Here is a 24,995-nt window from a genome sequence, read left to right as displayed (position 1 = left end):
CCGGTGGTCACGGAGAAAGGCGTCCTGGGGTCCGGACTTGAACTAAGTACTTGAACTTAGTTCAACGCGCGCGTTAGCGTGGTCGGCGTCAGCAGGAGACGCGACGACACGAGGGGGAAGCCATGGCGTACGACGCCACCGCACTGCAGGAGTTCGTCCGGGCCGCCGCCGAGGAGCACGGGGTGCCCGGGGCGGCGGTCGGGGTCCTGGTGGGCGGGCGGGAGGTGTTCGTCGGGCACGGCGTGACCAGCGTGGAGAACCCGCTGCCGGTGGACGGGCGGACGCTGTTCGTGATCGGGTCGGTCACCAAGAGCTTCACCGCGACGGCGCTGCTGCGGCTGGTCGCGGACGGCCTGGTCGACCTGGACGCCCCGGTGCGCCGGTACGTGCCCGAGCTGTGCCTCGCGGACGAGCGGACCGCCGCCACGATCACCGTGCGCCGGCTGCTCAACCACACCGCCGGACTCGGCGTACGCCTGATCGTCGAGACCGGCGACGGCGACGACGCGCTGGCCGGGTACGTCGCGCGGCTGCCCGAACTGGAGCTGATCGGCCGCCCCGGCGACCGCGCCTCGTACAGCCAGGCCGGCTACAACCTGCTCGGCCGGGTGATCGAACAGGTCACCGGCCGGAGCTACGAGCGCGCCGTCGCCGAACTGCTGCTCGGCCCGCTCGAGTTGAGCGGCACCGTGTTCACCGCCGAGGACGCGCTCACCCGCCGCTTCGCGGTCGGCCACAACGCCGACGCCGACGGCGTCCCCGTGGTCGCCCGCCAGTGGAAGGACACCCGCGGCAACAACCCCGGCGGCGGCGCGGTGTCCTGCGCCGCGGACCTGCTGCGCTGGGCCCGGTTCCACCTGGACGGCGACGCCGCCGTCCTGCCCGACGACACCCGGCAGTCGATGCAGCGTCAGACCGTCGCCCTGCGCGGCAGCACCCTCGGCGACGCCTTCGGACTGTGCTGGTTCCTGCGCGAGATCGACGGCGTCGCCACCTTCGGCCACGGCGGCTCCGCCAACGGGCAGTTCGCCGAACTGCTGATGGTCCCCGAGCACGGCTTCGCGGTCGCCGTCCTCGCCAACGGCGGCCCCGGCGGCGTCGCCTTCAACCGGGCGGTGCTGCGGTGGACCCTCGAGCACCACCTCGGCGTCGTCGACCGCGACCCCGAGCCGCTGCCGTACGACCCGGCCCGCGCCGCCGACCTGCTCGGCGACTACGACACCGACTCCATGACCCTCGCCGTCCGCGCCGACGACACCGGCCTGGAACTCGAGGTGCTCATCAAGCCGGAACTCCGGGCCGCCTCCGCGAAGGAACTCCCCGCCGACTACCCGCCCTTCCCCTTCGCCCTGCTCCCCGGCCGCGACGACGACTACCTCATCACCGCCGGCGCCTTCCAGGGCCAACGCGGCTTCTTCACCCGCGACCCCGCCACCGGCGCCGTCACCGGCATCGACCTGGCCGGACGCCTCTTCCTCCGCCGCCCGCACGGGAACTGATGCCCCGCCAATCCGGGAAAGTCCCCGGCTCGCGGCAACCTTTGCGGCGCCCGTGACCACAAGGAGGTAGACCCGGCCAGTCCCGGTGGCCGGATCGGTCCCTCTCTCGTGCACAGTCCGCAAGGAGAACCCCTACCCATGAGCAACCCCCCGAACGGCGGGCGCCGCGGGCGTCACCGCCGTCGCCTGAGCGCCACCGCTCTGCTGCTCAGCGTGCCCCTCGCCGGCGCGTCGTACCTCCTGTTCACCCACGAGGACTCGCAGGCCGCGATGGTCGACGGAGGTGCCTACTACCGGCTGCTCTCGGTCCGCAGCGGCCAGGTGATGGACGTCAACGCCTTCTCCACCGCCGAGGGCACCCGGATCCAGCAGTGGACCGACCAGAACACCGCCAACCAGCAGTGGAAACTGAAGCCCACCAGGGACGGCTACTTCGAGCTGGTGAACCGCAACAGCGGCAAGGTGCTGGGCATCGCCGGCGACTCGACCGCCCAGGCGGCCGTGGCCGAGCAGCAGACGGACCGGTCCGCCGCGTCCCAGCAGTGGCGGATCGACGACGTGAGCGGCTCCGACGCCGTCACCTTCACCTCCCGCAGGAGCGGTCAGGTCCTGGACGTCATGGGCAACTCCACGGACCGGGGCACGCAGATCATCCAGTGGCCCGGGTGGGGTGGTACCAACCAGCAGTGGAAGCTGGTGAAGGTGGCCGACAGCAGCGCGAAGCCCGGGTCCGGGGCGTACACCTGGCAGAACGCCCCGGTGGCGGGCGGCGGTTACGTCACCGGCCTGGTCTTCAACCAGAAGGAGAAGGGCCTGCTGTACGCGCGCACCGACATGGGTGGCGCGTACCGCTGGGACGTCGGCGCCGAGCAGTGGACACCGCTCACCGACTGGATCGGCCAGAAGGACTGGAACCTGCTGGGCATCGAGTCGCTGGCCACCGACCCGGTCGACCCGGACCGGCTCTACCTCGCGGCGGGCACCTACACCAACGACTGGGCCGGCAACGGCGCGATCCTGCGCTCCACCGACCGCGGCCGTACCTTCCAGCGCACCGACCTGCCGTTCAAGCTGGGCGGCAACGAGGACGGCCGCGGGGCCGGCGAGCGCCTGGTGATCGACCCCGCGAACCACGACAACCTGCTGCTCGGCACCCGCAAGAACGGCCTGTGGCGCAGCACCGACCACGGTGTGACGTGGAATCAGGTCTCCTCGTTCCCGGTCAAGGACGGGGCGAGCTTCGGCACCGGCATCTCCTTCGTGACGTACGGCCCGTCCGGCAGCAACACGGTCTACGTCGGCGTCGCCGACCGGTCCACCAACCTGTACCGTTCCACCGACGGCGGCAACAGCTGGCAGGCCGTCTCCGGCCAGCCCACCGGCCAGGTGCCGCAGCACGGAGTGCGCTCCGGTGACGGCTCGCTGTACCTGACGTACTCCAACAACCCCGGCCCCAACGACGTGACGGCGGGTTCGGTGTGGAAGTACAACACCTCCGGCGGGGCGTGGAAGAACATCTCGCCGTCCCAGGGCGGCTACGGGTTCGCCGGTCTGGCCGTCGACCCGCAGAAGCCGTCCACGGTGATGGTCACCACGCTGGACCGCTGGTGGCCGCAGGACGAGGTCTACCGCAGCACCGACGGCGGTACGACCTGGAAGACCCAGTCCGACCGGTCCGTGCGGGACGCCTCCATCGCCCCGTACCTCGGCACCGGCATCGGGCACTGGATGACCGCTCTGAGCATCGACCCGTTCGACTCCGGACACGTGATGTACGGCACCGGCAACGGCATCTGGGCCAGCAAGGACGCCAACGCGACCGACAACGGCGGCACCAGCCACTGGTTCATCGGAGCCCGCGGGCTGGAGGAGACGGCGTACTACGACGCGGTCTCCCCGCCCGGCGCCGCCGCCCTCATCACCTCGCTGGGCGACCAGGGCGGCTTCGTGTACGACGACCTGACGAAGGAGCCCACCAACCGCCTGGTCAACCCGACGATCTACAACAGCACTTCCGTCGACTACGCCCAGTCCAGCCCCTCGCTGGTGGTCCGGGTCGGCCGGGGCGGTGCGCAGGACGGCGCCCTCTCCACCGACGGCGGCCACACCTGGAACGGCTTCAAGGGCGAGCCGGTGCCCAGCGCGGACAGCGGCCACATCGCGATCGCGGCGGACGGATCCAGCTTCGTCTGGACCGAGGCCGGCCAGGCCCCGTACCGCTCCACCGACCGGGGTGCGAGCTGGTCGCGGGTCAACGGCCTGGGCAAGGATGCCGTGGTCGTCGCCGACCGGTCCTCGGCCACCACCTTCTACTCGCTGTCGGGCGGCACCCTCTACGCCAGCACCGACGGCGGCGCGAACTTCACCGCCCGCGCCGGCAACCTGCCGGGCGGCAAGCTCAGCGCCGTCCCCGGCATCGCGGGCGACCTGTGGCTCGCCGGCGACGGCACGGGCCTGCTGCACTCCACCGACGGCGGCCGCAGCTTCACCAGGCTGTCCTCGGTGGAGTCCGCCTCCGCCGTCGGCTTCGGCAAGGCCGCACCGGGCACCTCGTACCAGGCGCTGTACCTGATCGGCACCGTCAAGGGCGTCGCCGGCGTCTTCCGCTCCACCGACCAGGGCGCGAGCTGGGTCCGAATCAACGACGACGCGCACCAGTGGGGCAACTTCGCCGGCAGCCGCATCGTCACCGGTGACCCCGACACCTACGGCCGGGTGTACGTCGGCACCAACGGACGCGGTCTCCAGTACGGCGACCCCTCCTGACCCGTAAACCCGAGCGGGGCCGCAGGCACACCAGCCTGCGGCCCCGCCGCCGTGCGCCCGGGGGCTGACTGCTGGTCAAACCTGGTGGCCAGGGCGTCAACCAGTGGCGGGTAGCGCAAGCCGGCGTGGGTCAGTACGGCAGCAGGTCGCTCGTGATCAGGTCGAAGTCGAACGGCTCGGGGATGCGCAGAGTCTCGCCGAACTCGATGTCCTCACGGCGGTGGTACCTCGTACCGTCGGGCCGACTGAACAGGGTGACGGTCTTCTGCCTGGCGTCGACCAGCAGGTACAGCGGGATGCCCATCAACGGGTAGTCGCGAACCTTCCCCACCCAGTCGTTCTCCGGGTTCGAGGGGGAGACGAGCTCGACGGCGACAGCGGCGAACTCGGACGGGACCTGGTTGTCGGACGTTTCCAGCGCCTTGCTCGGAAGGTACGTCAGGTCCGGGTTGCGGCTCTTGCCGACGTTGGGCGACACCAGGTCGGTGTTCTCGCTCGGCAGCAGATCGACCGGGGCGTGCCTGTCGAACTGGCGGCGGACCAGAAGCAGGTTCCGCTGGTGGATGCCCGAGGGGCTGACCATCATGACGATGGTGTCGCCCGAGATCTCCACCTTGAATCCGTCGGGCAGGCTCCGTCGGGCCTCATCGAGGAGTGCGAAGTGCTCCGGGTTCATGCGCGGTGTCTCCTGGGGTGCGCCGGGCAACACCCTCAGAGTAGTCCGGTGCCGGGGCCGACAGCGCTCCTGCGAAGTGTTATCGGCATGAAAAAGCCCCCGCAGCGCGATGCGCTCGGGGGCTTTCTGCTGGTCAAACGTTGTGGCCAGGGCCGGGGTCGAACCGGCGACCTTCCGCTTTTCAGGCGGACGCTCGTACCAACTGAGCTACCTGGCCGTACTACGCCGCCTCTTGACGAGACGAGCGATCCCGACGGGACTTGAACCCGCGACCTCCACCTTGACAGGGTGGCGAGCTAACCAACTGCTCCACGGGACCTTGTGTGGATTGCTCCGCACAGGACCTTACTACGGTACTGCGTACCCCCAACGGGATTCGAACCCGTGCTACCGCCTTGAAAGGGCGGCGTCCTGGGCCACTAGACGATGAGGGCTTGCGGGCCCTTCCGGCCGGTGTATCCGGCGTTCGGGGACGTCGAGAAGCATATGGGATGCCGGGCGGAACGCCAAAACGGTTTCCGGTCGTCGGCGCGGCGGGGTGCTGGCGGGGGTGTCAGGACCAGCCGAGGTCGTGGAGTTCGTCGTCGTCGAAGCCGAAGTGGTGGGCGACCTCGTGGATCACCGTGGTGCGGACCTCGGCGACGACCTCCTCGGCGGTGTCGCAGTACCGCAGGGTCGGGCCGAGGTAGACGATGATCCGGTCGGGCAGGACGCCGGCGTACCACTCGCCGCGCTCGGTGAGCGGGATGCCCTCGTAGAGGCCGAGCAGGTCGGGGGTGGCGGGATCGGGTTCGTCCTCGACGAAGACCGCGACGTTGTCCATCATCGCGGCGAGCTGCGGGGGAATCTGGTCGAGCGCGTCGGAGACCAGCGCCTCGAACTCGTCCCGGGTCATCTCCACCCGCCCATTGTGGGCAGTCGGGTGACGGGATGCCAGATGGTGCGGCGGGCGGGGGAGGGCGGCAGGGCCGACTGCGGCGGGTGTTTGACTGGGGGACATGAGTACCGAGCCGAGACCGCCGTTGTTGCGCGGGCAGGGCCCGACGGTCGGCGTGGTGGCGGCCGGCGGGCTGCTCGGGGCGTGCGCGCGCTACGGCGCGGGACTGCTGTGGCGGACCGCACCCGACGCCTTCCCGTGGACGACGCTGCTGGTGAACGCCGTCGGGTGCGCGGCGATCGGGGTGCTGCTGGTGCTGCTCACCGAGGGGCCGTGGCCGCCGCACCCGTTGCTGCGCCCGTTCCTGGCGACCGGCATCCTCGGCGGGTTCACGACCTTCTCGACGTACGCGGTCGACGCCCAACTGCTGTTCGACCACGGGCTGCCCGGGAAGGCGCTGCTCTACCTCGGCGGCACGCTGCTGGCCGCACTGGGCGCGGTGTGGACGGCCGCCTCGGCGACCCGGGCGGCGCTGCTGGCCCGGGCCGAACGGAAGGCGGGCGCGTGAACTGGCTGCTGGTCGCCACGGGCGCGCTGCTCGGGGCGCCGCTGCGCTACCTGACCGACCGGGCGGTGCACTCCCGGGTCGGGTACGGCTTCCCGTGGGGGACGCTGACGGTCAACGTGCTGGGCTGCGCGCTGCTCGGGCTGCTCGTCGCGGAGGCCCCGGCCGACGTCCGGCTGCTGCTCGGTACCGGGCTGTGCGGGGCGCTCACCACGTACTCGACCTTCTCGTTCGAGACCCTGCGGCTGGCCGAGAACGGCTCCCGCGGGGCGGCGCTGGCCAACGTCGCGGCCTCGCTGGGCGGCGGCCTGGCGGCGGTGTACGCGGGCGCGGCGCTCGGCCGGGCGATCTGGGGCTGACGATCCGCGGCTGACGACCCCCGGACGGCGGATGCTGGGGCGTCACCCGTGTCCCGGCGGCACCGCCGAGCGTTGGGCACCGAAAACGGTCGGCCGTGCGGAAGGTGGCTCGGTGATGGCGGTTGGGTCGGCGCGTCGACGGATGACGACGGGCGCGGTGCTGGCGACGCTCGCCGCGCTCGGGATGAGCGGCTGCATGTCGGTGGGGGCGCAGACCCCGGACGGGCCGGTCGAGGCGCGGCCGTCCGGCACGGGCACGGCCAGCGCGAAGGCGGGGCAGGGGACGTCCGCCCACCAGGGCGGCCAGCGCGGGGAACGCGGCGGGACGTTGAGCATTGACGGTGCGTCACCCGGCACCAGCCCCGCCGTCGGGGCGGAGCCCCCGGGTGCCACCCCGGCGCCGGCCGGGCTGCCCGGCGCGCCCGTGGTGGTGCCCGCGCCGAGCGGCAGCAGCGTCGCGCCGTCCGGGACCCCGAGCGCCGGGCCCGGGACGCCCGCCCCCAGCCAGTCCGCCGGGACGGGCCCCTCGTCGAGCCCGCAGCCCAGCTCCCCGGCGCCCTCGCACTCCGCGGCGCCGAGTGCGACGCCCAGCGGACCGGGCAGCGCGGCGCCCAGCGAGTCGCCCAGCGGGCACTGAACCTTCATTCGAGGGCTCTGGCCAGGGCATTTGCCTCTGATCCCCAGGCTCCCCTATGGTGGTAGATCGTTCGTTTGATCCTATTTGGCTGGCGCCTCTCACACTCTCAGGGCGCCCTTGGCGCGTTCCGGCGATCCGTGGCTGACCGCATAGAGGCGGTTTTCAACAGAACCCCGGACTTTGGCGCGTGCCACTTCCGGAAGGTTTTGCATGTCTCTCGTTGACGACGCCCGCTTCGCCATGCCCGCGAACGGGTCTGACGCCGCCGACACCCTCGACACCTCGCTCGACACCGACGCGCTCGACGCGGAGCTGGCCGAGCTCACCGACGCCGACGCCGACGCCGACACGGACGGCGAGGCGGACACCGACACCGCCGCCGCCGAGCCCACCCTCACCTTCGGTGACCTGGGCCTGCCGGACGAGGTCGTCCGCGCCCTCGCCAAGCGCGAGGTCACCACCCCGTTCCCGATCCAGGCCGCGACCATCCCGGACGCGCTGGCCGGCAAGGACGTCCTGGGCCGTGGCCGCACCGGCTCCGGCAAGACCCTGAGCTTCGGCCTGCCGCTGCTCACCCGCCTGGCCGGCGGTGACCGCACCCGGGCCAAGCACCCGCGCGGCCTGATCCTGGTCCCGACCCGCGAGCTGGCCATGCAGGTCGCCGACGCGCTGGAGCCGTTCGGCTCGGTTCTCGGCCTGCGCCTCAAGGTGGTCTGCGGCGGCACCTCGATGTCCAACCAGATCTACGCGCTGGAGCGCGGTGTGGACGTCCTGGTGGCGACCCCGGGCCGCCTGCGCGACCTGATCAACCGCGGCTCCGCCAAGATGGACGACGTCGAGATCGCCGTCCTGGACGAGGCCGACCAGATGGCCGACATGGGCTTCCTGCCCGAGGTCACCGAGATCCTCGACCTGGTGCCGGCCGGCGGCCAGCGCCTGCTGTTCTCCGCCACCCTGGAGAACGAGATCGACACCCTGGTCAAGCGCTACCTGAAGAACCCGGTCACCCACGAGGTCGACCCGTCGGCCGGCGCGGTCACCACCATGACCCACCACATCCTCGTGGTGAAGCCCAAGGACAAGGCGCCGATCACCAACGCCATCGCCGCCCGCAAGGGCCGGACGATCATCTTCGTCCGCACCCAGATGGGCGCCGACCGGGTCGCCCAGCAGCTGATGGAGGCCGGGGTGAAGGCCGACGCGCTGCACGGCGGCATGACCCAGGGCGCCCGTACCCGCGTCCTCGGCGACTTCAAGGACGGCTACCTCAACGTGGTCGTCGCCACCGACGTCGCCGCCCGCGGCATCCACGTCGACGGCATCGACCTGGTGCTGAACGTCGACCCGGCGGGCGACCACAAGGACTACCTGCACCGCTCCGGCCGCACCGCGCGCGCCGGCCGCTCCGGCACCGTCGTCACCCTGGTGCTGCCGCACCAGCGCCGCGGCGTCTTCCGCCTGATGGAGGACGCGGGCGTGGACGCCTCGCGCCACATCCTCGACCACGCCTTCGACGCCGAGGTCGCCAAGATCACCGGCGCCCGCTCGCTGGTCGAGGTGCAGGCCGAGAGCGCGGCCGGCATCGCCGGCGCCGCCGAGCGCGAGGTCGCCGAGCTCGCCCGCGAGCTGGAGCGCGCCCAGCGCCGTGCCAACGAGCTGCGCGAGGAGGCCGACCGCCTGGCCGCCCGTGCCGCCCGCGAGCGTGCCGACCTGGGCATCGAGGACGAGGAGCCGGAGGCCGCCGACGAGACCGTCGCCGCCGAGGCCGTCGTCGAGGCCGCGGAGCCGACCACCGGCGAGGCCCCGGCGGCCGAGCAGCGTGACGAGCGCGCGCCGTCCTACCGCGAGGCCCGCACCGAGCGCCCGGCGTTCAACCGGGACCGCGACCGGGACCGTGGCGGCGACCGCGGCGGCTTCAACCGCGAGGACCGTGGCGACCGCGGTGGCCGTTCCTTCGGCAACCGTGACGACCGTGGCGGCCGTTCCTTCGGCAACCGCGACGACCGTGGCGGCTTCAACCGTGACGACCGTGGTGGCCGCTCCTTCGGCGGGAACCGTGACGACCGCGGTGGCTTCAACCGTGACGACCGTGGCGGCCGCTCCTTCGGTGGAGACCGTGAGCGTGGCGGCTTCAACCGTGACGACCGCGGTGGCCGCTCGTTCGGCAACCGCGACGACCGCGGTGGCTTCAACCGTGACGACCGTGGCGGCCGCTCCTTCGGTGGAGACCGTGAGCGTGGCGGCTTCAACCGTGACGACCGCGGCAGCCGCTCCTTCGGTGACCGTCCGGCGCGTTCCTTCTCGGACCGTCCGTCCTTCGGCAACCGTGACGACCGCGGCGAGCGCGGCGCCGGCCGTCCGTTCGTGCGCCGCGACGACCACCGCACGGGTGGGCGTCCGCAGGGTGGCTTCAACCGTGACGACCGCGGTGGCCGTTCCTTCGGCGGCAACCGTGACGACCGCGGTGGCTTCAACCGTGACGACCGCGGCGACCGCGGTGGCTTCAACGGTGGCGAGCGCAAGCCGCGCTGGAAGAACTGACACCTCGTCACAGCACGCCCGACGGGCCCGCTCCACTTCGGTGGGGCGGGCCCGTCCGCGTTACCCGGCGGAGTGCAGCCGGGCGGCCTGGCGGGTCAGGTAGTCGCGTTCGGCGAGGTTGGGCGCACGGTGGGCGGCCTCCGCGTACAGCCGGGCGGCGGTGCCCCGGTCGCCGGCGCGTTCGTGCAGGTAGGCGGCTGCGGCGGTGTGCCGGGGCAGCGAGTCGTCGAGGGCGTCGAGGGCGGCCAGTCCGGCCTGCGGCCCGTCGGCCTCGCCGACCGCGACCGCGCGGTTGAGCCGGACCACCGGGCTGTCGGTGAACCGGCCCAGCTCGTCGTACCACTCGACGATCTGCACCCAGTCGGTCTCCTCGGCGGCGAACGCGTCCGCGTGCAGCGCGGCGATCGCGGCCTGGCACTGGTACTGGCCGAGCCGGTCCCGGGCGAGGGCCGCCTGCAGGACGGCGACGCCCTCGGCGATCATGCCGGTGTCCCAGCGGGTCCGGTCCTGCTCGGCGAGCGGCACCAGCGCGCCGTCGGACGCCGTGCGGGAGGCCCGGCGGGCGTGGTGCAGCAGCATCAGGGCGAGCAGGCCCGCCACCTCGGGGTGGTCGATCGCGCCGGCCAGCTGCCGGGTCAGCCGGATCGCCTCGGCGGACAGGTCGACGTCCCCGGAGTAGCCCTCGTTGAAGACCAGGTAGAGCACCCGCAGCACGGTGGCGACGTCCCCGGGCCGGTCGAAGCGCGCCGCCGAGACCGTCCGCTTGGCCCGGCTGATCCGCTGCGCCATGGTCGCCTCCGGGACCAGGTACGCGGCGGCGATCTGACGCGTGGTCAGTCCGCCCGCCGCGCGCAGGGTGAGAGCGACCGCGGCGGGCGGGGTCAGCGACGGGTGGGCGCACAGGAAGTACAGCCAGAGCGTGTCGTCCACCGAGGACACCGGCCCGGGGAGCGGCTGCTCGTCGACCAGGTCCTCGCGCCGGCGGCGGGCGGTGTCCGAGCGGGCCGCGTCCAGGAACTTGCGCCAGGCCACCGTGACCAGCCAGCCCTTGGGGTCGCGCGGCGGGTCGGCGGGCCACACCCGGACCGCCTCGACCAGGGCGTCCTGGACGGCGTCCTCGGCCGCCGCGAAGTCGGCTCCGCGGCGGACGAGGACGGCGAGCACGCCCGGGGTGAGGCTCCGCAGCAGGGCCTCGTCCATGGTGGGGCTACTCCGTGACGCCGGGGTGCTCGGACATGAACGGGCGCAGCTCCAGCCACTCGTGGATCGGCTTGCCGTCCTTCCCGGGCGCGGCGGAGAGCTCGGCGGCGAGGTCGAGGGCGCGCTGGTAGCTGTCGACGTCGATCACCATCCAGCCGGCGATCAGGTCCTTGGTCTCGGCGAACGGCCCGTCGGTGACCGGCGGGCGGCCCTCGCCGTCGAACTGGACCCAGGTGCCCTCCGGGGCGAGCGCCTGGGCGTCGACGAACTCTCCGGTCTGCTCCAGCTTGGCCGCGAAGTCACGCATGTACTGGACGTGCGCGGAGATCTCCGCCGGCGTCCACTGGTCCATCGGCACGAAGCCGGCCGGGGCCGGGGCGCCGCGGTAGTGCTTCAGCAGCAGGTACTTGGCCATGGTCTCTCCTCGGTGCGGTGCGACCCATTGTGGTCGCCTTCACCCCGGGGACGGAGCAGCGCGCGGGTTCTCGACAACGCCGCCGAAGATTTTTCCCGGGCGGCCGGTGCGTCGGTGAAATGCGGTGGTGGCGGGTCGCCGGGCCCGGTTACGGTCCGGGGCATGAGCAGCAGGCAGCGCGAGGTCGCCGCGCAGAACGAGGAGATCGCCGACCGCGGCGGCTACCGGAGCGACGCCGGGGTGGCGGTGGAGATCGCCGAGCAGCTGGCCGCGGCCCGGGCCGGGACGGTGTCCTACCCGCCGGAGGCCGACTTCGGGCCCGGGAGCGGACGGTTCGCCGGGACGGTCGAGGTGACCGCGGAGGGCAGCATGCAGGCGGCCCGGCGGCTGGTGGAGGCCGGCGGGCCGGGCGTCGCGGTGCTGAACTTCGCCTCGGCGCGCAACCCCGGCGGCGGGTACCTGCGCGGCGCGAAGGCGCAGGAGGAGGACCTCTGCCGCAGCGCCCTGCTGTACCGCTGCCTGCTGGAGGCCCCCGACTACTACGAGGCGCACCGGGCCTCCACCGACCTGCACTACAGCCACCGGGTGATCTGGTCGCCGGACGTGCCGGTGATCCGGGACGACCACGGCAGGCTGCTGGACCGCCCCCACCGGGTCGGCTTCCTCACCTCGCCGGCGCCCAACGCGGGCCAGTTGGCGCTGCGTTCGCCCGCCGCGCCGCCGGACGTCCGCGGGGTGCTGGCCGAGCGCGCCGAACGCGTCCTCGCGGTGGCCGCCCGGCACGAGGTCCGCACCCTGGTGCTCGGGGCCTGGGGCTGCGGGGTCTTCCGCAACGACCCGGCCGAGGTGGCCGAGGCCTTCGCGCACGCCCTGGACCGCCGGGGCGCGGCGTTCGAGCGGGTGGTGTTCGCGGTGTGGGACCGCACGCCGGTGTCGGCGAACCGGGCCGCGTTCGAGGCACGCTTCGGCTCCTGACGCTGCGTCAGCCAGCGGTCCGCCGGCTCTCCGGGCGGTCGGTTCGTGGGCCGGCCGGTTGTCCGGTCAGTCGCGGGTGGCGAGGGCGGAGGCTGCGGCGACCACGCCGGTGACGGTGAGGACGGCCGGCCAGGCGCCGATCTTCTTCGCCAGCGGGTGCGAGCCGCCGAACGCGGCCAGGTACAGCGCGGTCAGGCCGGCCGCGGCGGGGGTGCCGGAACGGCGCTGCCAGCGCACCGCGGCGGTGGTCCCGGCGGCGGCCAGCACCGCGCCGCCGAGTTCGCGGCGACCGCTGAACCGGGCGGTGGCGTAGCCGCCGAGCAGTCCGACGGCGGCGACGGCGGTGGTGGCGGGGAAACGGGCCATGGGATCGACTCCTCACAGGGTGGGGTGCACGGGACGGGGTGTCCGGAGTGGGGCACGGAATGCTTGGGGGGTGGGGCGGGTGGAGCGGCTGCCGGAACGGTTCGTCCACGGTAACGGTGCTAACGAGCCGCCCCGCGGGGCGGTGGCGGGCGACTGCGATACTCGGGCCGTGACGTACCGAGAGGTTGCGCAGGCGGGGGACGCCGAGGCGGTGCAGGCGGGGGAGAACGAGCTGCGGGCCAGCCCGTTGGAGCTCTTCTTCGACCTGGTCTTCGTGTTCGTGATCACCCAGCTCACCGGGAGTCTCTCCCACCACCTCACACCCGGCGGCCTCGCCCGGGTGCTGGTGATGCTGGCCGTGATCTGGTGGATGTACGACGCCTTCATCTGGGTCGCCAACGCGCTGCCACCGCGCACCCACCCGCGGCGCGGGCTGATGCTGCTCGGCATGGTCGGCTTCCTGGTGATCGCGCTCAGCGTGCCGCGCGCCTTCGAGGGCGCCGGCGAGGTCTTCGGCTGGGCCTACCTGCTGGTGGTCGCCGTGCACACCGGGATGTTCGCCACCGCCGGGGTGCGGCCCGGCGCGGTGGCCCGGATGGGCGGGCTCAACCTGGCCATCGCCGTGCTGGTGATCATCGGCGGCCATCTCCAGGGCGGGGCGGAACTCCTGCTCTGGACCGCCGCGTTCGGCATCCAGCTGGCCAACCCGTACCTGGTCGACCTACCCCGGTTCCGGCTGCGCGCCGACCACTTCGTGGAACGCCACGGCCTGGTGGTGATCATCGCCTTCGGCGAGTCCGTGATCGCCATCGGCGTGGGCGTCGGCGACACCGAGCTCACCCCGCTGCTGGTGGGCACCGCGCTGCTCGCCCTCGCGGTCTGCGTCGGCCTCTGGTGGGCGTACTTCGGCGCCGACGACGACGAGCGCGCGGCGGCGGCGATGGCTGCCCTCGACGACGCGCGGCGCAACCAACTCGCCGTCCGCGTCTACAACCTGGGCCACTACGCCCTCCTGCTCGGGGTCATCCTGCTGGCCACCGGCGCCAAGTCCGCCACCGCCCACCCCGGCGCCCCGCTGCACCTCCCCGAAGCCCTCGCCCTGGCCGGCGGCACCGCCCTCTTCCTGCTCGCCAACACCGCCATCCGCCGCACCTTTGCCCTGACCCCCCATCACACCCGTCTGCTCGCCGCCGCCCTCGTCCTCGCCGCGGTCCCGCTCGGCACCCAGCTCTCCGCCGTCGCGCAACTCCTCGCCACCGCCGCCATCCTGGCCGCGGCCTTCGCGGCGGAGGAGCGCCGGACGTCCGCTTCCTGACGCTCCGTCGGGTCCCTTCGGCGGGTCCCTTCGGCGGGTCGCTCTGGCGGGTCGCTCTGGCGGGTCGCTCTGGCGGGTCGCTCTGGCGGGTCGCTCAGGCGGGCCCGAGGGTGCGGAGGGTGGTGAGTTCCTCCTCGGTGGTGCCGTGGGCGAGGAGGTAGGACTCGAGCGAGCCGTGGAGGTCCTGGATGCGGGTGAGGGCGGAGTGGAGATGATCGGCGGCGACGGGGCGGGAGAGGCGTTCGACACCGGCCTCGTCGGTGTACGGGATCGGGCCGCCGTCGAGGCCGAGGCCGGTGTTGGAGCGGACGAAGTCCTCGGTGATCCGGGCGGCGGGGAGGCCGGCCAGGGACTGCAGGACGGCGATGGTCAGGCCGGTGCGGTCCTTGCCGACGGCGCAGTGGACGACCACGGGCCCGCCGGCGGCGAGGGCGCGGACGGCGCCGGCGATGGCCACGCCGCCGACCTCGGCCATGAACGGGTAGAGCGCGGCCTGGTCCTCCGGCCATGCCCGGTCGGTGGTGGCCGGGTCGGGCAGCAGCGGCAGGTGGCGGTAGTCGACGTCCAGGCCGTGGAGCCGGTCCGGCCAGTGGTCGAGCTCGACGGAGCTGCGCAGGTCGACGACGGTACGGACGCCGAGCTCCTTGAGTTTGGCGGCACCCTCCTCGGTGAGCCGGTTCAGGGTCGCCGACCGGTAGAGCAGCCCGGGGCGGAACACCCCCGCTCCGGCGTCGCGGAAGTTCGGCACGTCGGGGATGGCGAGGAAGGGCGCGGCGTCCAGCTCTCTGTCGGTCATGCGGGCAACGGTAGGCGCGCGGCGGGCCCGCGCGCCCCCGCGTTGACCGAACCGGTACCGCCGGATTCCGTGATGTTCACGCCGGCGTGGGTTTCGACGGAGCCCGGCGCCGTGGGACTCGGACGAGCCCGGGCGTCGTGGCGTCAGCGTCCGCCCGCGACGTCCAGGAAGGAGCCGGTGACGTACGAGGCGCCGGGGGAGAGCAGGTAGAGGATGGCCTCCGCGACCTCCTCGGGCTGCCCGCCGCGCTGCATCGGCAGGTGGGGGGCGACCCGGTCGACCCGGCCGGGCTCGCCGCCGAGCGCGTGGATGCCGGTGTGGATCAGCCCCGGCCGCACCGCGTTGACCCGGATGCCCTCGGCGGCGACCTCCAGCGACAGGCCGCGGGTCATCGAGTCCAGCGCGCCCTTGGACGCCGCGTAGTCGACGTACTCGTTCGGCGAGCCGAGCCGGGACGCCGCCGAGCCGACGTTGACGATCGCCCCGCCGCGCCCGCCGTACCGGGTGGACATCCGGCGCACCGCCGCCGCCGCGCACAGGAACGGGCCGGTGATGTTCGCGGCCCAGATCCGGTTCAGCCGGTCCTCGTCGAGCTGGTCCAGCCGGCTCTGCTTCTCCAGCGTGCCCGCGTTGTTCACCAGCGCGGTCACCGGCCCGAGTTCGCGCTCCGCGGTGTCGAACAGCCGCTCCACCTCGGCGGTGGTGGTGACGTCCGCGCGGACCGCCACCGCGGTGCCGCCCGCCGCCCGGATCCGTTCCACCACCGCGTCCGCCGCGCCTTGGTCGGCCCGGTAGTTGACGCACACCCGGTAGCCGCGCTCCGCCGCCAGCACCGCGGTGGCCGCCCCGATGCCGTGTCCGCCGCCGGTGACCACGAGTACCTCGTCGGTCATGCCTGCTCCTTCCGGTGAGGCCGGTCCCCTGTCGGGGCAGCACCTCCGTTGAGGTACGACCGACCGTAGTCGATGCCGTGGTCCACGGGGCGAAATGCCTTTGCAGTCGACCCGTCCGCCCGCGCAGCATCGGCGCCATGGACCAACCCGCCTCCCCGCACGGGCCGCTGAGCCCCGACCACGCCGACCCGGCCGCGTACCTCGCCGCCGACGAGGTGGTCGACCACCACCACCCGCTGATCCGCGAACGGGCCGCCGCGCTGCGGCGCTCCGACCCGGAGGCCACCGCCGAGGCGGTGTTCACCTACGTCCGGGACGAGATCGACCACTCCGCCGACATCGGTGAGTGGAGCGCCGCGTACCGGGCCTCGGACGTGCTCGCCGCGGGCAACGCGATCTGCCACGGCAAGGCCCACCTGCTGGCCGCGCTGCTGCGCGCCAACGGCATCCCCACCGGCCTCTGCTACCAGAAGCTGGAGGTGCTGCACGGCCTCAACGCCGTGTACTGGCCGGAGAGTTCGTCCTGGGTGCGACTGGACGCCCGGGGCAACCGGAACGGCGCCGACGGCCGCTTCGCGGTCCGCCCCGCCGACGAGCAGCCCGCCTGGGCGAACGACCCCGCCCTCGGAGAGCACCACTACGGCACCGTCTACGCCGCGGTGCCGCCCGAGCTGCTGGCCGGCCTCGCCACCGGCCGCCCGGGAACCGCCGGGTTCGACCACCTGCCGCTGGAACTCCCGGACGCGAGCTAGCACGGGGACCGGCGGGACATCAGGCGTCTGCGGGCGGGCCGTCACGTGGTGGCCGACGATGCGTCAGGTGTCGGCCGCCGCGCGGAGGGCGGCGAGCTTCGGGGCGCGGCTCTTCGGCGAGTCCAGGCTGAAGCCGCGGGCGTCGCCGAGCTCGTCGCGGACGAACGCCTCGGTCCGCTCGATCGCCTCCTGCAGCGCGGCGTCCTTCGGTACGAACAACTGGTGCACCAGCTCGCGCTGTTCGGGGTCGTACTCCCAGAAGCCGATGATCCGCCCGCGGTCCACCACCAGGTGGGTCTGCGGGTCGGCCTCGCCGCCGAAGCTCCGCCCGGTCCGGGACGCCGGGACCGGGCGGCCGGCGTCGAGTGCGTCGACCAGCCTGGACAGGTCGCGGTGCAGCAGGTGCAACCCGTCGATACCGGCCAGCAGCGCGTACGAGGGCTCGGTCGGGATGGTGAACTGCTGGAACTCGTCCAGCAGTTCGGCGGGCATCAGCAAGTCGGTGCCCGGCAGCTCGACCAGTTCCAGGGGCGTCAGTGCGGCTTTGGCGGTGGCCGCAGTGAAGCCCGAGAACCAGCGGAAGTGCTTCACCGAGGCGGGCGCCGCCCAGGCGAAGTACCGCTCCGCCAGCTCCGCCGCCGAACCGTGCACCGGCTGCTCCCAGCGCACGTAACCGTAACGCTGCTGGTCCAGGCGGCCGTTGACCGGCACTCGGCGGATCAGCCCGCGAGCCTGCAGCAGGCCCAGCGCCAGCGGCAGGGTGGTCGACAGTCCGCGCTTGCGTCCCGGCTCCCCGAGCGAACGGGCGGTCGGGCCCGCTCCGGCGCGAATCGCCGATGGATCCAACGGCTGTTCGTCGTCCAGGAGTTGGCGCACGGTCAGGCAGAGCTGCTCCACCTCGTCCCGGGTCACTCCCAGATGCTTGGCCGCCGCGGTGAGCTCCGCCTCCGGCGCACCTGCGCCCGCGGCCAGGCCCAGCGCGAAGTCCCGCGCCGGCAGCACGTACGTACAGCCCCGGGCGGAGGGCAGCTCGTGCACCTCCAGTGCCGCCACCGCCGCGTCCACCGCCGCCCGCCCCAGGCCCGCCCGGGCGAACAGCCCCAGGTACGGCGCCGCCCCGCCCACCGACCGGGCCCACCCCGTCGCCGCCAACACCTCGGCCGCGGACGCCCCCACGCGTCGGCCGCCGTCCAACCACTGCCGCTGCGCCCACCAGGCCCGCAGCTTCGCCGCTGGGATCTCGCCGTTCGCCATGCGCCCAGTATCCGGCGGCGGCGGGCACCCGGCCGGTAGCGGCGGCCCCGGGCCGTGTCGGGAGCGTGGGCGAGGGGGGCGGGCGGACGGGGGCGACGGGGGGCGGAAATCGTTCGCGTGTCCGGGTGCGGAGCGGTCAGACTGCCGGAACCGAATCCAGGCCCGTCAAGGGCCGTCGAGGGTCGCCGCGGGCCGTCGCGGGTCGTTGCGGCCGCGCGAGGCCCGTGACGCCCGTGACGCCCGTGACGCCCGCGAGGGCCCGTCCGTTGGGAGGCGACCACCCGTGCACGTCCTGCTCTCCGGCATCGTCGGCTCCACCGCGTACGGCCTCGCCCACGCGGGCTCCGACCTCGACCGGCTCGGCCTGTTCGCCGCACCCACCGTCGCCTTCCACGGCCTGCACCGGCCCACCGAGTCGCACGTCACCACCGCGCCCGACCGCACCCTGCACGAGGCCGCCAAGTGGTGCCGCCTCGCGCTCGGCGGCAACCCGACCGCCGCCGAACTGGCCTGGCTGCCCGAGGAGTTGTACGAAGTCCGGACGCCGCTCGGCGAGGAGCTGATCGCCATCCGGAGCAGCTTCCTGAGCGCGGGCGCGGTCCGCAACTCCTATCTCGGCTACGCCGGCCAGCAGTTCCGCAAGCTCACCGCCCGGGACACCGCCGACCCGCGGGGCCGGGCCAAGGCCGCGAAGAACGCCCGCCACCTGGTCCGGCTGGTCCGCCAGGGCGTCCACCTCCACGAGACCGGCCGCCTGGAGATCCGGCTGCCCGACCCGGACGGCGTCCGCGAGCTCGGCGAACGCTACGCGGAACACCCGCAGGAGGCCGCCGCGCTGCTCGCCGACGCCGAACACCGCCTCGCCCGCCCCGGCGTCCTCCCCGACGCCCCCGACGAACGCCCGGTCGAGGACTGGCTCCGCCGCGTCCGCGCCGCCCACCTCCCAACCGCCTGACCTGCGACCCGACCTGGTCCCTGACCCACCGTCGACACCTCGCCGAGCCCGCGACCCGCCCCGGCAATCCGCTGGCCATCCGCCACGGGTCACCAGGTAGGATCACCCCGGCAGGCGCTGTCCCACCGGACAACCGCCGGCCACCGGGCCGCTAGCTCAATTGGCAGAGCTGCGGACTTTTAATCCGTAGGTTCAGGGTTCGAACCCCTGGCGGCCCACCACAGTAAGACGGCCCCTCATCAGCTACTTGAGCCTGATGAGGGGCCGTCTTCATTCGAACGCCGGTGGTGTGCGTCGGCCCGACCGCTTGAAGGGCAGCCGGGCCGATGAGGTCGCGCTGGTGGAGCGGAGGTTCGGACGGCGTCGGGGCTGCAGCCCTCGATCCGTTCGGTTCGCATGGTATCGAACTAGTGTATGAGTCGCCTTGAGCTAGGCGGCCGGTGCGTCGAAGGTGCGACGGTCGGGCGTCCGGCCGGCAGCCTGGGTGGTTCCGGATCGACTCCGCGTACCGGTTGATCGAGGCGACCAGCTCGCCCCGGGCGTACTGCCCGCACCGCACACAGAACCCGGACGCCTGAATTGGCGGCGCCTGCGGTGCCTTCACACCGGCCACCCGGGCGGGAGTTCCCGACTGGAACACATTGGCTCAGCGATCACGGCCACGACGTTGCTCAACGTGTCGGTGTCGCTGCTGGCGCTGATCGCCAACCTGCCAGCAGCCTGCGTGAGCTGGAGGATGGCGGCGTGGTCGGATGGCGAGTTCGGGTCGGCCATGGCCATCAGGTAGTAGCACCGGCAGCGCATCTGCCGTATCGCCACGTCGAACCCAGTGCCGCGCACGTACTGGCATGCGGCGTCCAGCACGACCTCGCGGTATGCCGCCGTGGCGATGGTGGACGTCACGCGCCCGCCTGACGTGAGATCACCACGGCGTGCGTTCGCCCCTCGATCACCACGGAGTACGTCACACTTGGCCGTCGGTCGAACAGCAGGGTGACGGTCTCCGCAGCGTCCTCGCCGCAGAGGAGAGACTGGTACGCGTCGTACTGGCCACTGCCCATCGGCAGCGCCCGCAGGGCATCCCACAGCACTCTGAGTGCGGCGGGCAGCGTGGGGAACTCGCGGGGCTCCATGATCCCAGTGATCCCCACGGTGACCGCTGGGCGCGTTGGTGCCGCAGAGACCCGGCTCACGCCGACCGCCAGGTCGTGGCGGCGGTGAGGTAGTCGTCGTAGCAGTCGGTGGTGTTCGGGTTACGGTCCCGGCCAGTTCCGGACACGCAGCGCCCGCACGTGCCGCACGGCCGGTGCCGCGGCTCCTCGCCCGGCAGGGGGGCGAGGCAGGGGTGCTCTCTGGTCTCGGCCATGGGTTCCTCCTTGCGAGCTGACCGCATCGCGATCAGGTTCGACCAGGACTGCGGGGCAGGCAATGACGGTCCCGTCATGACAACCGCGGGTTCTCACGGTGTGGTGATGATGCTTCAGCAGGGTTCTCACCGTCAGCCCGTGAAGGCGGCCATGCGTGCCAGCCCCCGGCGCTACCGTGGTGTCACCGCCACTACCGCTGCAGGAGTGAGCATGAGCCCGTCGGCCCGGAGCACAGCCGCCCAGTTACGTGCGACCGCCGAGACGGAGGGCTGGACGGCGTGGGACCTCGCGTCCCGGATCGCCCAGGCTGCCGACGTGTCGCTCACCCAGGCTCACCGGCTCGCCCGCGGCTGGACTCTCGTCCAGGCAGCGGCGGCATATCGTGCGGCCCGTGGCCCCGTGACGGTGCAGCAGCTCTCCAGTTGGGAGACTGGCGCGGTCCGCCCCGGAGACTCCCACCTCGACGGACTGTGCGAGCTGTACCAGACCCGTCCCGACCGACTCGGGTTCGGGCGGGACTACACCCCAGCCGGCCAGCAAGGCGTCGCCCATAACACGGCGCCGCTCGCTGGACGCATCGCACAACGCGGGCATCAGGCGCCTGCCGAGCAGCGGGCGATACTGCACGGCCTGCTCGACGGGCTCGGGGTGACCCTGTCGGGACAGGTTCTCGACACCCTCGCTGCCGCCCGGCATGGCATGTCCGAAACCCTCGCCGACGGGCTGGCCGAGACCACCATCGACCAGTGGGAGCGGTCGGCCGCCGAGCACGGCCAGTCGTACCAGGTCGTCCCCCCGGGGCAGATGCTCGGTGGCGCAGTGCTCGACTTCGTCGAGGTGCAGCAGTTCCTGACGCACCGGCAGCCTGCCGATCGGCGTAGTCGCCTCTGCCACGTGGCCGCCCAGCTCGCTGGCGCGGCCGGGATGGCGCTTGTAGCGCTCGGCGCGCACCGCGAGGCGAGGGAGTGGTTCCGGTGCGCGCAGCTCGCTGCGGAGGAGACGGGCGACCGCGCGCTGCGAGCGTGGCTGCTGGCCCGCGAGGCGGTCATCCCCTTCTACTACGGCAGCCCAGCGGCATCTGCCCAGCTCGCGGAGCGGGCCCGCCTGGTGGCCGGATCCACGGCTTGCGCGACCGCCGCGTGGGCGCCGGCCCTGGAGGCACGGTCGCTGGCCCGGCTGGGCCGCGCCGACGACGCACGCGCGGCCATGGCGCTCGCCGAGCGCGCCTTCGAGCGCCTCGACGACCGGCACACCAGCGACCTCGCCTATGGCTACACCGCCCGCCAACTCCGCTGGCACATCGGCAGCATGCACACCGCTCTCGGCGACACCCGGCGCGCCCAGCTCGCCCTCGACGAGGCCCTGGCCATGTACTCCCCAGCCGAGCGGCTCGACCGGGCGCTGATCGCGCTCGACCAGGCAGCCGGCCTGATCGGCGTCGGCGAGATCAGCACCGGCGCGCAGGTCGGCACGATGGCGCTGGACTCCCTGCCCGCCGAGCACCGGACGGGCATCGTCCTGGCCCGCGCCCGGGAGGTCGCCGCCAACGTGCCGATGCGCGGCGTCCGGAGTCCGATGGTGGCCGGACTGCGGGAGATGATCGAGGAGTCGGAGTTCCTGGCGCTCCCCGGCTAGGGTCGGCGGGCCAGTACCTGCAGCAGCCCGGTGACGGCGACGCCGGCCACGATCTCGCGCCGGTCGATCATGTCCTGGATCCGCTCGAGCGGGATCCACTCGATCCGGTCGGCCTCGTGGGTGTCGACGGGCGGGGCGATGAACTCGGCGCTGCGGGCCAGGAAGACGTGGTGCTCGGCGTTGCTCATCCCGCCGATGGGCTGGTTATAGGCGAGCGGTTTGACTGCGGTGACGCGCCAGCCGGTCTCCTCCTCGACCTCCCGGGCGGCTGCCGCGGCCAAGGTCTCCCCGCCCTCGACGATGCCTGACGGGATCTCCCAGTTCCAGGTGTCGGTAGCGAAGCGGTGGCGCCACATCATCAGCACCTCGTCGCGGTTGTTGAGCACCACGGTGGCAGCGACCGGCGCGAACCGGACCAGATGGTGCTCGTAGCGCGGCTGGCCCGGAGGTTCGACGTCGACCAGCTCCAAGTTCACCCAAGGGCTGGTGTAGATGGGGCGGCTACCGTACACGGTCCACTCGCTCATACCCGTGATCATCCCACGGGCATTGTCCGGTACGGCCGTTGACCCCGGACAGGACGAAGCGCCCCGCCCGTCGACCGAAGCCGAGGGGCGGGGCGTGTTCAGTGCTGAATCAGAGTGATCGCGGCGAGGACCAGCGCGGCCAGGCCCGTCAACGCGCCGAGGGCCGGCAGCGGCAAGTGGTTGCGCTCCGGCCCGTCCACCCGCTTGTCCAGGTCCGCGACCCGCGCGTCGGTCTGGTCCGCGCGCTGCAGCAGCAGGTTCAACTGCCCGTCCGTGTGGGCGAATCCCACGTCCACGCTCCTACGCAGCTCGGCGAGCTCCAGGGCGACCGAGACGCCGCCATCCTGCGGTGGGGACGTCACGTGGCCTCCGGCGGGAGCGGTGGGACCGGCTCGATCAGCGGCAGCGACGCCTTGGCCGGCGCGGCCCGCAGCCAGGCCCGCAGCCAGGACGGCAGCCAGCCGGCCACCAGCGGCAGCGCGAGCAGCCGGGTAACGGAACCGGAGACCGCGAGCACGACACCCAGGCCCGGCACGGTGTCCCGGATCCCGGCACTGTGCACGAGCAGCGGCATGCCCTCGGCGGCACCGACCACGACCGCGAAGACGGTACGGACGACGCGCAAGTCGAGTCCTTCATGGTCAGGTCCCCTTCGGCAGCGCGGCGCCGAGCGCGGCCCGGGCGCCAGCCGCCGCGGCGGCGTCCAGCTGGGCCTGGGTATCCGAACGCGTGCTCGCCGGATGTGGGTGCGCCGAGCGCGGGTCCCCCGGATGCGTGTGCGGCGAGCGGGGGCCGCGGCATGCGGTCGGCGGCGCGTGTCACATTCGGTGGCTGGGCGGGGTCAGTGCGGTGAGAGCGAGGAACGCACCCGAGAGAGGGATGACCCATGAACACTGTTTCCACCCAGAGCGTCGAGGCCCAGGAACTCCGGTCGCGGATGTCGGACCCGGTGGCGCAGGTGCCGGAGCTGGAGGAGCTGTCGGGCTGGCTGTTCCGGGCGACGGGGAACCGGTCGGTGCCGCGTACGACGATCGCGCTGATGCACCTGCGGGCCGGTCAACTCGTCGAGAGCACCTACCTGGTGATGCTGAACGCCGGGATGCTGCGGAAGGCGGGGGAGACCGAGGAGCGGATCACCGCGGTGGCGTCCTGGCGGACGGCACCGTACTTCACTCCTGCGGAGCGGGTGGCGCTCGCGCTGGTCGAGGCGGTGCTGACGCCGAGTCAGCGCGGCGAGCGTGTCCCGGACGAGCTGTACGCCGAGGCGGCCGCGCTCTACGACCCGAAGGCGCTCACCACGCTGGTGCTCGCGATCGGGCAGGTGAACTTCTTCGTCCCGCTCGCGCTGATCGGCAAGCCGGTGCCGGGGGTGAAGCCGTCCGAGCAGTGGACCTGAGCCGGGCTCAGGTGTCGGCGGGACGGGTGAGGGCGCCGCACGTCTGACCGAGCTGGGCGGCGTCGGCGTCGATCTTCGCGAGCCGGACGGACGGGTCGCCGCGTAGTTGGTCGCCGCGCAGTTGGCCGAGGTCGTCGGACAGGTCGGCGATCAGTCGGTAGAGGGCGGCCGAGGCAATCGGGAGCAGGCGGTCGAGCTCGACGACGGCCCGGTCGGCCGCGTCCGCCCGGCTGTCCGGGGTGCCGTCGGCGGTTCGGTGGAAGGCGGCCAGGGACTGCGTGGCCTGGTCGCAGACCAGGCGGACCGACGGTGTGCGGGACGGAGTCGGCGAGGGCTCGGGCGTCGGCGTCGCGGGTCGCGGGTTGCCGGTGTGGGGAGGGGAGGTGGGGTTGGCGGGCATCGTCGTGGCGCCCGGGGGCGGTGACGAGGACGGCGAGATGCTGACGGCCACGAAGACCAGGACGACGCTGACCAGGCCGGCCGCGGCGGCGACGAAACCCGGCCAGGCCCGGGCGGTGCGGCCGGGGACAGCGATGGCCCCCGCCCCGACGCTGCTCCGGAGCCGCTGCGGCGGTGACGCCAGGACGGGCGGCGCCGTGGCGGCGCGGCGCGGGGCGGTCGCGGCGAGCGGTGCGGCCGCGTCGGTGGCCGGGGCGGTGGCCGGGGCGTCGATGAGCGAGGCCAGGTAGCGGCGCCACCAGGGGAGTTCGCGGCTGAGACGGTGCCCGGTCGGCGTGGGCGGCTGTGGGGTGCGGGTGAGGAGGGAGCCGAGGTAGCGGTTGCCGAAGGTCACGGGCCGACCTCCCCGGTCGGGCTGCCGGCGGGGAGCGGGGCCAGCGGGCGGTCGTCCGGGGGATTCGGCGGGGGCGGCTCGGTGCCACCGACGATGTTCTGCAGGCTGGTGGCGGTGCCGAGTTGGCGCAGCAGCGCGGGCGCCGAGGCTCCGGCGGCGACGGCGGCGTACAGGCCGCTGATCTGGGAGTGCAGCAGCCAGCCGCCGAGTGCGCCGAGGGCGATGCGGCTGAGCGCGGCGGCGACGTCCGCGGACGGGTCGATGAAGTTCCGCAGTGGCGGCACCCGGCGGCGGGGGTGTTCGCGGGCGCGGTGCCGTGCGGCCTGCCAGGCCAGCAGGCGGCCGTTGGTGACCACCAGTTCGACCAGCGCGCCGCCCACAGCCCCGTACCCCGCCGCCGCCAACCAGTTCAACTCTGCCTCTCCCCGAGCAAGTT

The 24,995-nt window shown here is 73.1% G+C and carries 28 protein-coding genes and 4 tRNA genes; 12 read left to right on the top strand and 20 right to left on the bottom strand.

Annotated elements, in window-relative coordinates; translation table 11 throughout:
- Positions 1 to 122 precede the first annotated feature (122 nt).
- Complete coding sequence (locus tag ACWD4U_RS17065) at positions 123 to 1,499, top strand: serine hydrolase domain-containing protein (protein WP_363456675.1); 1,377 nt, start codon at positions 123 to 125, stop codon at positions 1,497 to 1,499.
- 138 nt (positions 1,500 to 1,637) lie between these two features.
- Positions 1,638 to 4,265, top strand: coding sequence for an RICIN domain-containing protein (locus tag ACWD4U_RS17060; protein ID WP_363456677.1), 2,628 nt, complete (start codon positions 1,638 to 1,640; stop codon positions 4,263 to 4,265).
- Between the two features lie 130 nt (positions 4,266 to 4,395).
- Here the strand turns inward: ACWD4U_RS17060 and ACWD4U_RS17055 are convergent, their stop codons facing one another.
- From ACWD4U_RS17055 to ACWD4U_RS17035, 5 genes are all read right to left on the bottom strand, one after another.
- On the bottom strand, positions 4,396 to 4,941 hold the full coding sequence (locus ACWD4U_RS17055; RefSeq protein WP_363456680.1) for a Uma2 family endonuclease: 546 nt from the start codon (positions 4,939 to 4,941) through the stop codon (positions 4,396 to 4,398).
- A 143-nt stretch (positions 4,942 to 5,084) separates the two neighbouring features.
- A tRNA-Phe gene (locus ACWD4U_RS17050) sits at positions 5,085 to 5,158 on the bottom strand.
- A gap of 28 nt (positions 5,159 to 5,186) precedes the next feature.
- A tRNA-Asp gene (locus ACWD4U_RS17045) sits at positions 5,187 to 5,260 on the bottom strand.
- A gap of 42 nt (positions 5,261 to 5,302) precedes the next feature.
- Positions 5,303 to 5,375 (bottom strand) — tRNA-Glu (locus ACWD4U_RS17040).
- Between the two features lie 119 nt (positions 5,376 to 5,494).
- Positions 5,495 to 5,836, bottom strand: a complete 342-nt coding sequence (locus ACWD4U_RS17035) for a metallopeptidase family protein (RefSeq protein WP_363456811.1) — start codon at positions 5,834 to 5,836, stop codon at positions 5,495 to 5,497.
- A 103-nt stretch (positions 5,837 to 5,939) separates the two neighbouring features.
- Between ACWD4U_RS17035 and ACWD4U_RS17030 the strand changes: the two genes are divergently transcribed.
- Complete coding sequence (locus tag ACWD4U_RS17030; protein WP_363456683.1) at positions 5,940 to 6,386, top strand: FluC/FEX family fluoride channel; 447 nt, start codon at positions 5,940 to 5,942, stop codon at positions 6,384 to 6,386.
- A complete protein-coding gene (gene crcB / locus ACWD4U_RS17025; protein ID WP_363456686.1) occupies positions 6,383 to 6,742 on the top strand; it encodes a fluoride efflux transporter CrcB in 360 nt (119 codons plus the stop codon). The genes ACWD4U_RS17030 and crcB overlap by 4 nt, the downstream gene beginning before the upstream one ends.
- Positions 6,743 to 6,784: 42 nt before the next feature.
- Here crcB and ACWD4U_RS17020 read toward each other — a convergent pair whose 3' ends face one another.
- Complete coding sequence (locus ACWD4U_RS17020) at positions 6,785 to 7,387, bottom strand: hypothetical protein (RefSeq protein ID WP_363456689.1); 603 nt, start codon at positions 7,385 to 7,387, stop codon at positions 6,785 to 6,787.
- Between the two features lie 202 nt (positions 7,388 to 7,589).
- On the opposite strand from ACWD4U_RS17020, the gene ACWD4U_RS17015 reads away from it, so the two are divergent.
- Positions 7,590 to 9,920, top strand: coding sequence for a DEAD/DEAH box helicase (locus ACWD4U_RS17015; RefSeq protein WP_363456692.1), 2,331 nt, complete (start codon positions 7,590 to 7,592; stop codon positions 9,918 to 9,920).
- A gap of 60 nt (positions 9,921 to 9,980) precedes the next feature.
- Here ACWD4U_RS17015 and ACWD4U_RS17010 read toward each other — a convergent pair whose 3' ends face one another.
- Entirely contained in the window at positions 9,981 to 11,120 is a 1,140-nt protein-coding gene (locus tag ACWD4U_RS17010) for an RNA polymerase sigma factor (protein WP_363456695.1), read from the bottom strand.
- Positions 11,121 to 11,127: 7 nt separating this feature from the next.
- A complete protein-coding gene (locus ACWD4U_RS17005; RefSeq protein WP_363456697.1) occupies positions 11,128 to 11,535 on the bottom strand; it encodes a YciI family protein in 408 nt (135 codons plus the stop codon).
- Positions 11,536 to 11,697: 162 nt separating this feature from the next.
- Between ACWD4U_RS17005 and ACWD4U_RS17000 the strand changes: the two genes are divergently transcribed.
- Positions 11,698 to 12,510: a TIGR02452 family protein gene (locus ACWD4U_RS17000; protein WP_363456700.1), complete on the top strand. Its 813-nt coding sequence runs from the start codon at positions 11,698 to 11,700 to the stop codon at positions 12,508 to 12,510.
- 66 nt (positions 12,511 to 12,576) lie between these two features.
- Here the strand turns inward: ACWD4U_RS17000 and ACWD4U_RS16995 are convergent, their stop codons facing one another.
- Complete coding sequence (locus tag ACWD4U_RS16995) at positions 12,577 to 12,876, bottom strand: hypothetical protein (RefSeq protein ID WP_363456702.1); 300 nt, start codon at positions 12,874 to 12,876, stop codon at positions 12,577 to 12,579.
- Positions 12,877 to 13,045: 169 nt separating this feature from the next.
- On the opposite strand from ACWD4U_RS16995, the gene ACWD4U_RS16990 reads away from it, so the two are divergent.
- Positions 13,046 to 14,191: a low temperature requirement protein A gene (locus ACWD4U_RS16990; protein WP_363456705.1), complete on the top strand. Its 1,146-nt coding sequence runs from the start codon at positions 13,046 to 13,048 to the stop codon at positions 14,189 to 14,191.
- 94 nt (positions 14,192 to 14,285) lie between these two features.
- Here ACWD4U_RS16990 and ACWD4U_RS16985 read toward each other — a convergent pair whose 3' ends face one another.
- Positions 14,286 to 14,987: a tyrosine-protein phosphatase gene (locus ACWD4U_RS16985; RefSeq protein WP_363456708.1), complete on the bottom strand. Its 702-nt coding sequence runs from the start codon at positions 14,985 to 14,987 to the stop codon at positions 14,286 to 14,288.
- A 143-nt stretch (positions 14,988 to 15,130) separates the two neighbouring features.
- A complete protein-coding gene (locus ACWD4U_RS16980; RefSeq protein WP_363456711.1) occupies positions 15,131 to 15,880 on the bottom strand; it encodes an SDR family oxidoreductase in 750 nt (249 codons plus the stop codon).
- Between the two features lie 137 nt (positions 15,881 to 16,017).
- Between ACWD4U_RS16980 and ACWD4U_RS16975 the strand changes: the two genes are divergently transcribed.
- Positions 16,018 to 16,632: a transglutaminase domain-containing protein gene (locus tag ACWD4U_RS16975; protein WP_363456713.1), complete on the top strand. Its 615-nt coding sequence runs from the start codon at positions 16,018 to 16,020 to the stop codon at positions 16,630 to 16,632.
- A 63-nt stretch (positions 16,633 to 16,695) separates the two neighbouring features.
- On the opposite strand, the gene ACWD4U_RS16970 is transcribed toward ACWD4U_RS16975, so the two are convergent.
- A complete protein-coding gene (locus tag ACWD4U_RS16970; RefSeq protein ID WP_363456716.1) occupies positions 16,696 to 17,886 on the bottom strand; it encodes a DNA glycosylase AlkZ-like family protein in 1,191 nt (396 codons plus the stop codon).
- 283 nt (positions 17,887 to 18,169) lie between these two features.
- Between ACWD4U_RS16970 and ACWD4U_RS16965 the strand changes: the two genes are divergently transcribed.
- Together ACWD4U_RS16965 and ACWD4U_RS16960 are read left to right on the top strand one after the other, a co-directional pair.
- Positions 18,170 to 18,841, top strand: a complete 672-nt coding sequence (locus ACWD4U_RS16965; protein ID WP_363456719.1) for a nucleotidyltransferase domain-containing protein — start codon at positions 18,170 to 18,172, stop codon at positions 18,839 to 18,841.
- Between the two features lie 145 nt (positions 18,842 to 18,986).
- A tRNA-Lys gene (locus tag ACWD4U_RS16960) sits at positions 18,987 to 19,062 on the top strand.
- 379 nt (positions 19,063 to 19,441) lie between these two features.
- Here the strand turns inward: ACWD4U_RS16960 and ACWD4U_RS16955 are convergent.
- The 3 genes from ACWD4U_RS16955 to ACWD4U_RS16945 are packed head-to-tail and all read right to left on the bottom strand — an operon-like array spanning position 19,442 to position 20,207.
- Positions 19,442 to 19,744 (bottom strand): hypothetical protein, encoded by a 303-nt coding sequence (locus ACWD4U_RS16955; RefSeq protein WP_363456722.1) that lies wholly within the window; start codon positions 19,742 to 19,744, stop codon positions 19,442 to 19,444.
- Positions 19,741 to 19,974: a hypothetical protein gene (locus ACWD4U_RS16950; RefSeq protein WP_363456725.1), complete on the bottom strand. Its 234-nt coding sequence runs from the start codon at positions 19,972 to 19,974 to the stop codon at positions 19,741 to 19,743. Before ACWD4U_RS16950 ends, ACWD4U_RS16955 begins: the two co-directional genes overlap by 4 nt.
- Before the next feature lie 56 nt (positions 19,975 to 20,030).
- Positions 20,031 to 20,207: a hypothetical protein gene (locus ACWD4U_RS16945; RefSeq protein ID WP_363456728.1), complete on the bottom strand. Its 177-nt coding sequence runs from the start codon at positions 20,205 to 20,207 to the stop codon at positions 20,031 to 20,033.
- A gap of 211 nt (positions 20,208 to 20,418) precedes the next feature.
- Here ACWD4U_RS16945 and ACWD4U_RS16940 point away from each other — a divergent pair, with 211 nt between their 5' ends.
- A complete protein-coding gene (locus ACWD4U_RS16940) occupies positions 20,419 to 21,843 on the top strand; it encodes a hypothetical protein (RefSeq protein WP_363456731.1) in 1,425 nt (474 codons plus the stop codon).
- On the opposite strand, the gene ACWD4U_RS16935 is transcribed toward ACWD4U_RS16940, so the two are convergent.
- The 3 genes from ACWD4U_RS16935 to ACWD4U_RS16925 form a co-directional block, all read right to left on the bottom strand.
- Positions 21,840 to 22,370 carry an NUDIX domain-containing protein gene (locus ACWD4U_RS16935; RefSeq protein ID WP_363456734.1) on the bottom strand — a complete coding sequence of 177 codons (531 nt, stop codon included), beginning with the start codon at positions 22,368 to 22,370 and terminating at the stop codon, positions 21,840 to 21,842. The genes ACWD4U_RS16940 and ACWD4U_RS16935 overlap by 4 nt on opposite strands.
- A 98-nt stretch (positions 22,371 to 22,468) precedes the next feature.
- Complete coding sequence (locus tag ACWD4U_RS16930; RefSeq protein ID WP_363456737.1) at positions 22,469 to 22,732, bottom strand: hypothetical protein; 264 nt, start codon at positions 22,730 to 22,732, stop codon at positions 22,469 to 22,471.
- Complete coding sequence (locus ACWD4U_RS16925) at positions 22,729 to 22,995, bottom strand: hypothetical protein (protein WP_363456739.1); 267 nt, start codon at positions 22,993 to 22,995, stop codon at positions 22,729 to 22,731. Before ACWD4U_RS16925 ends, ACWD4U_RS16930 begins: the two co-directional genes overlap by 4 nt.
- A gap of 261 nt (positions 22,996 to 23,256) precedes the next feature.
- On the opposite strand from ACWD4U_RS16925, the gene ACWD4U_RS16920 reads away from it, so the two are divergent.
- The gene (locus ACWD4U_RS16920) at positions 23,257 to 23,766 is read left to right on the top strand and encodes a carboxymuconolactone decarboxylase family protein (RefSeq protein WP_363456741.1); all 510 of its coding nucleotides are present in this window, start codon (positions 23,257 to 23,259) and stop codon (positions 23,764 to 23,766) included.
- Positions 23,767 to 23,773: 7 nt separating this feature from the next.
- Here ACWD4U_RS16920 and ACWD4U_RS16915 read toward each other — a convergent pair whose 3' ends face one another.
- Together ACWD4U_RS16915 and ACWD4U_RS16910 are read right to left on the bottom strand one after the other, a co-directional pair.
- Positions 23,774 to 24,559, bottom strand: a complete 786-nt coding sequence (locus tag ACWD4U_RS16915; protein ID WP_363456744.1) for a hypothetical protein — start codon at positions 24,557 to 24,559, stop codon at positions 23,774 to 23,776.
- Positions 24,556 to 24,972, bottom strand: coding sequence for a hypothetical protein (locus ACWD4U_RS16910; protein WP_363456747.1), 417 nt, complete (start codon positions 24,970 to 24,972; stop codon positions 24,556 to 24,558). The genes ACWD4U_RS16915 and ACWD4U_RS16910 overlap by 4 nt, the downstream gene beginning before the upstream one ends.
- Positions 24,973 to 24,995 lie beyond the last annotated feature (23 nt).

The organism is Kitasatospora sp. NPDC002522 (assembly GCF_053595195.1).
Note: the sequence above shows the minus strand (reverse complement) of the source record. Positions and strands in the feature narration are given on the sequence as shown.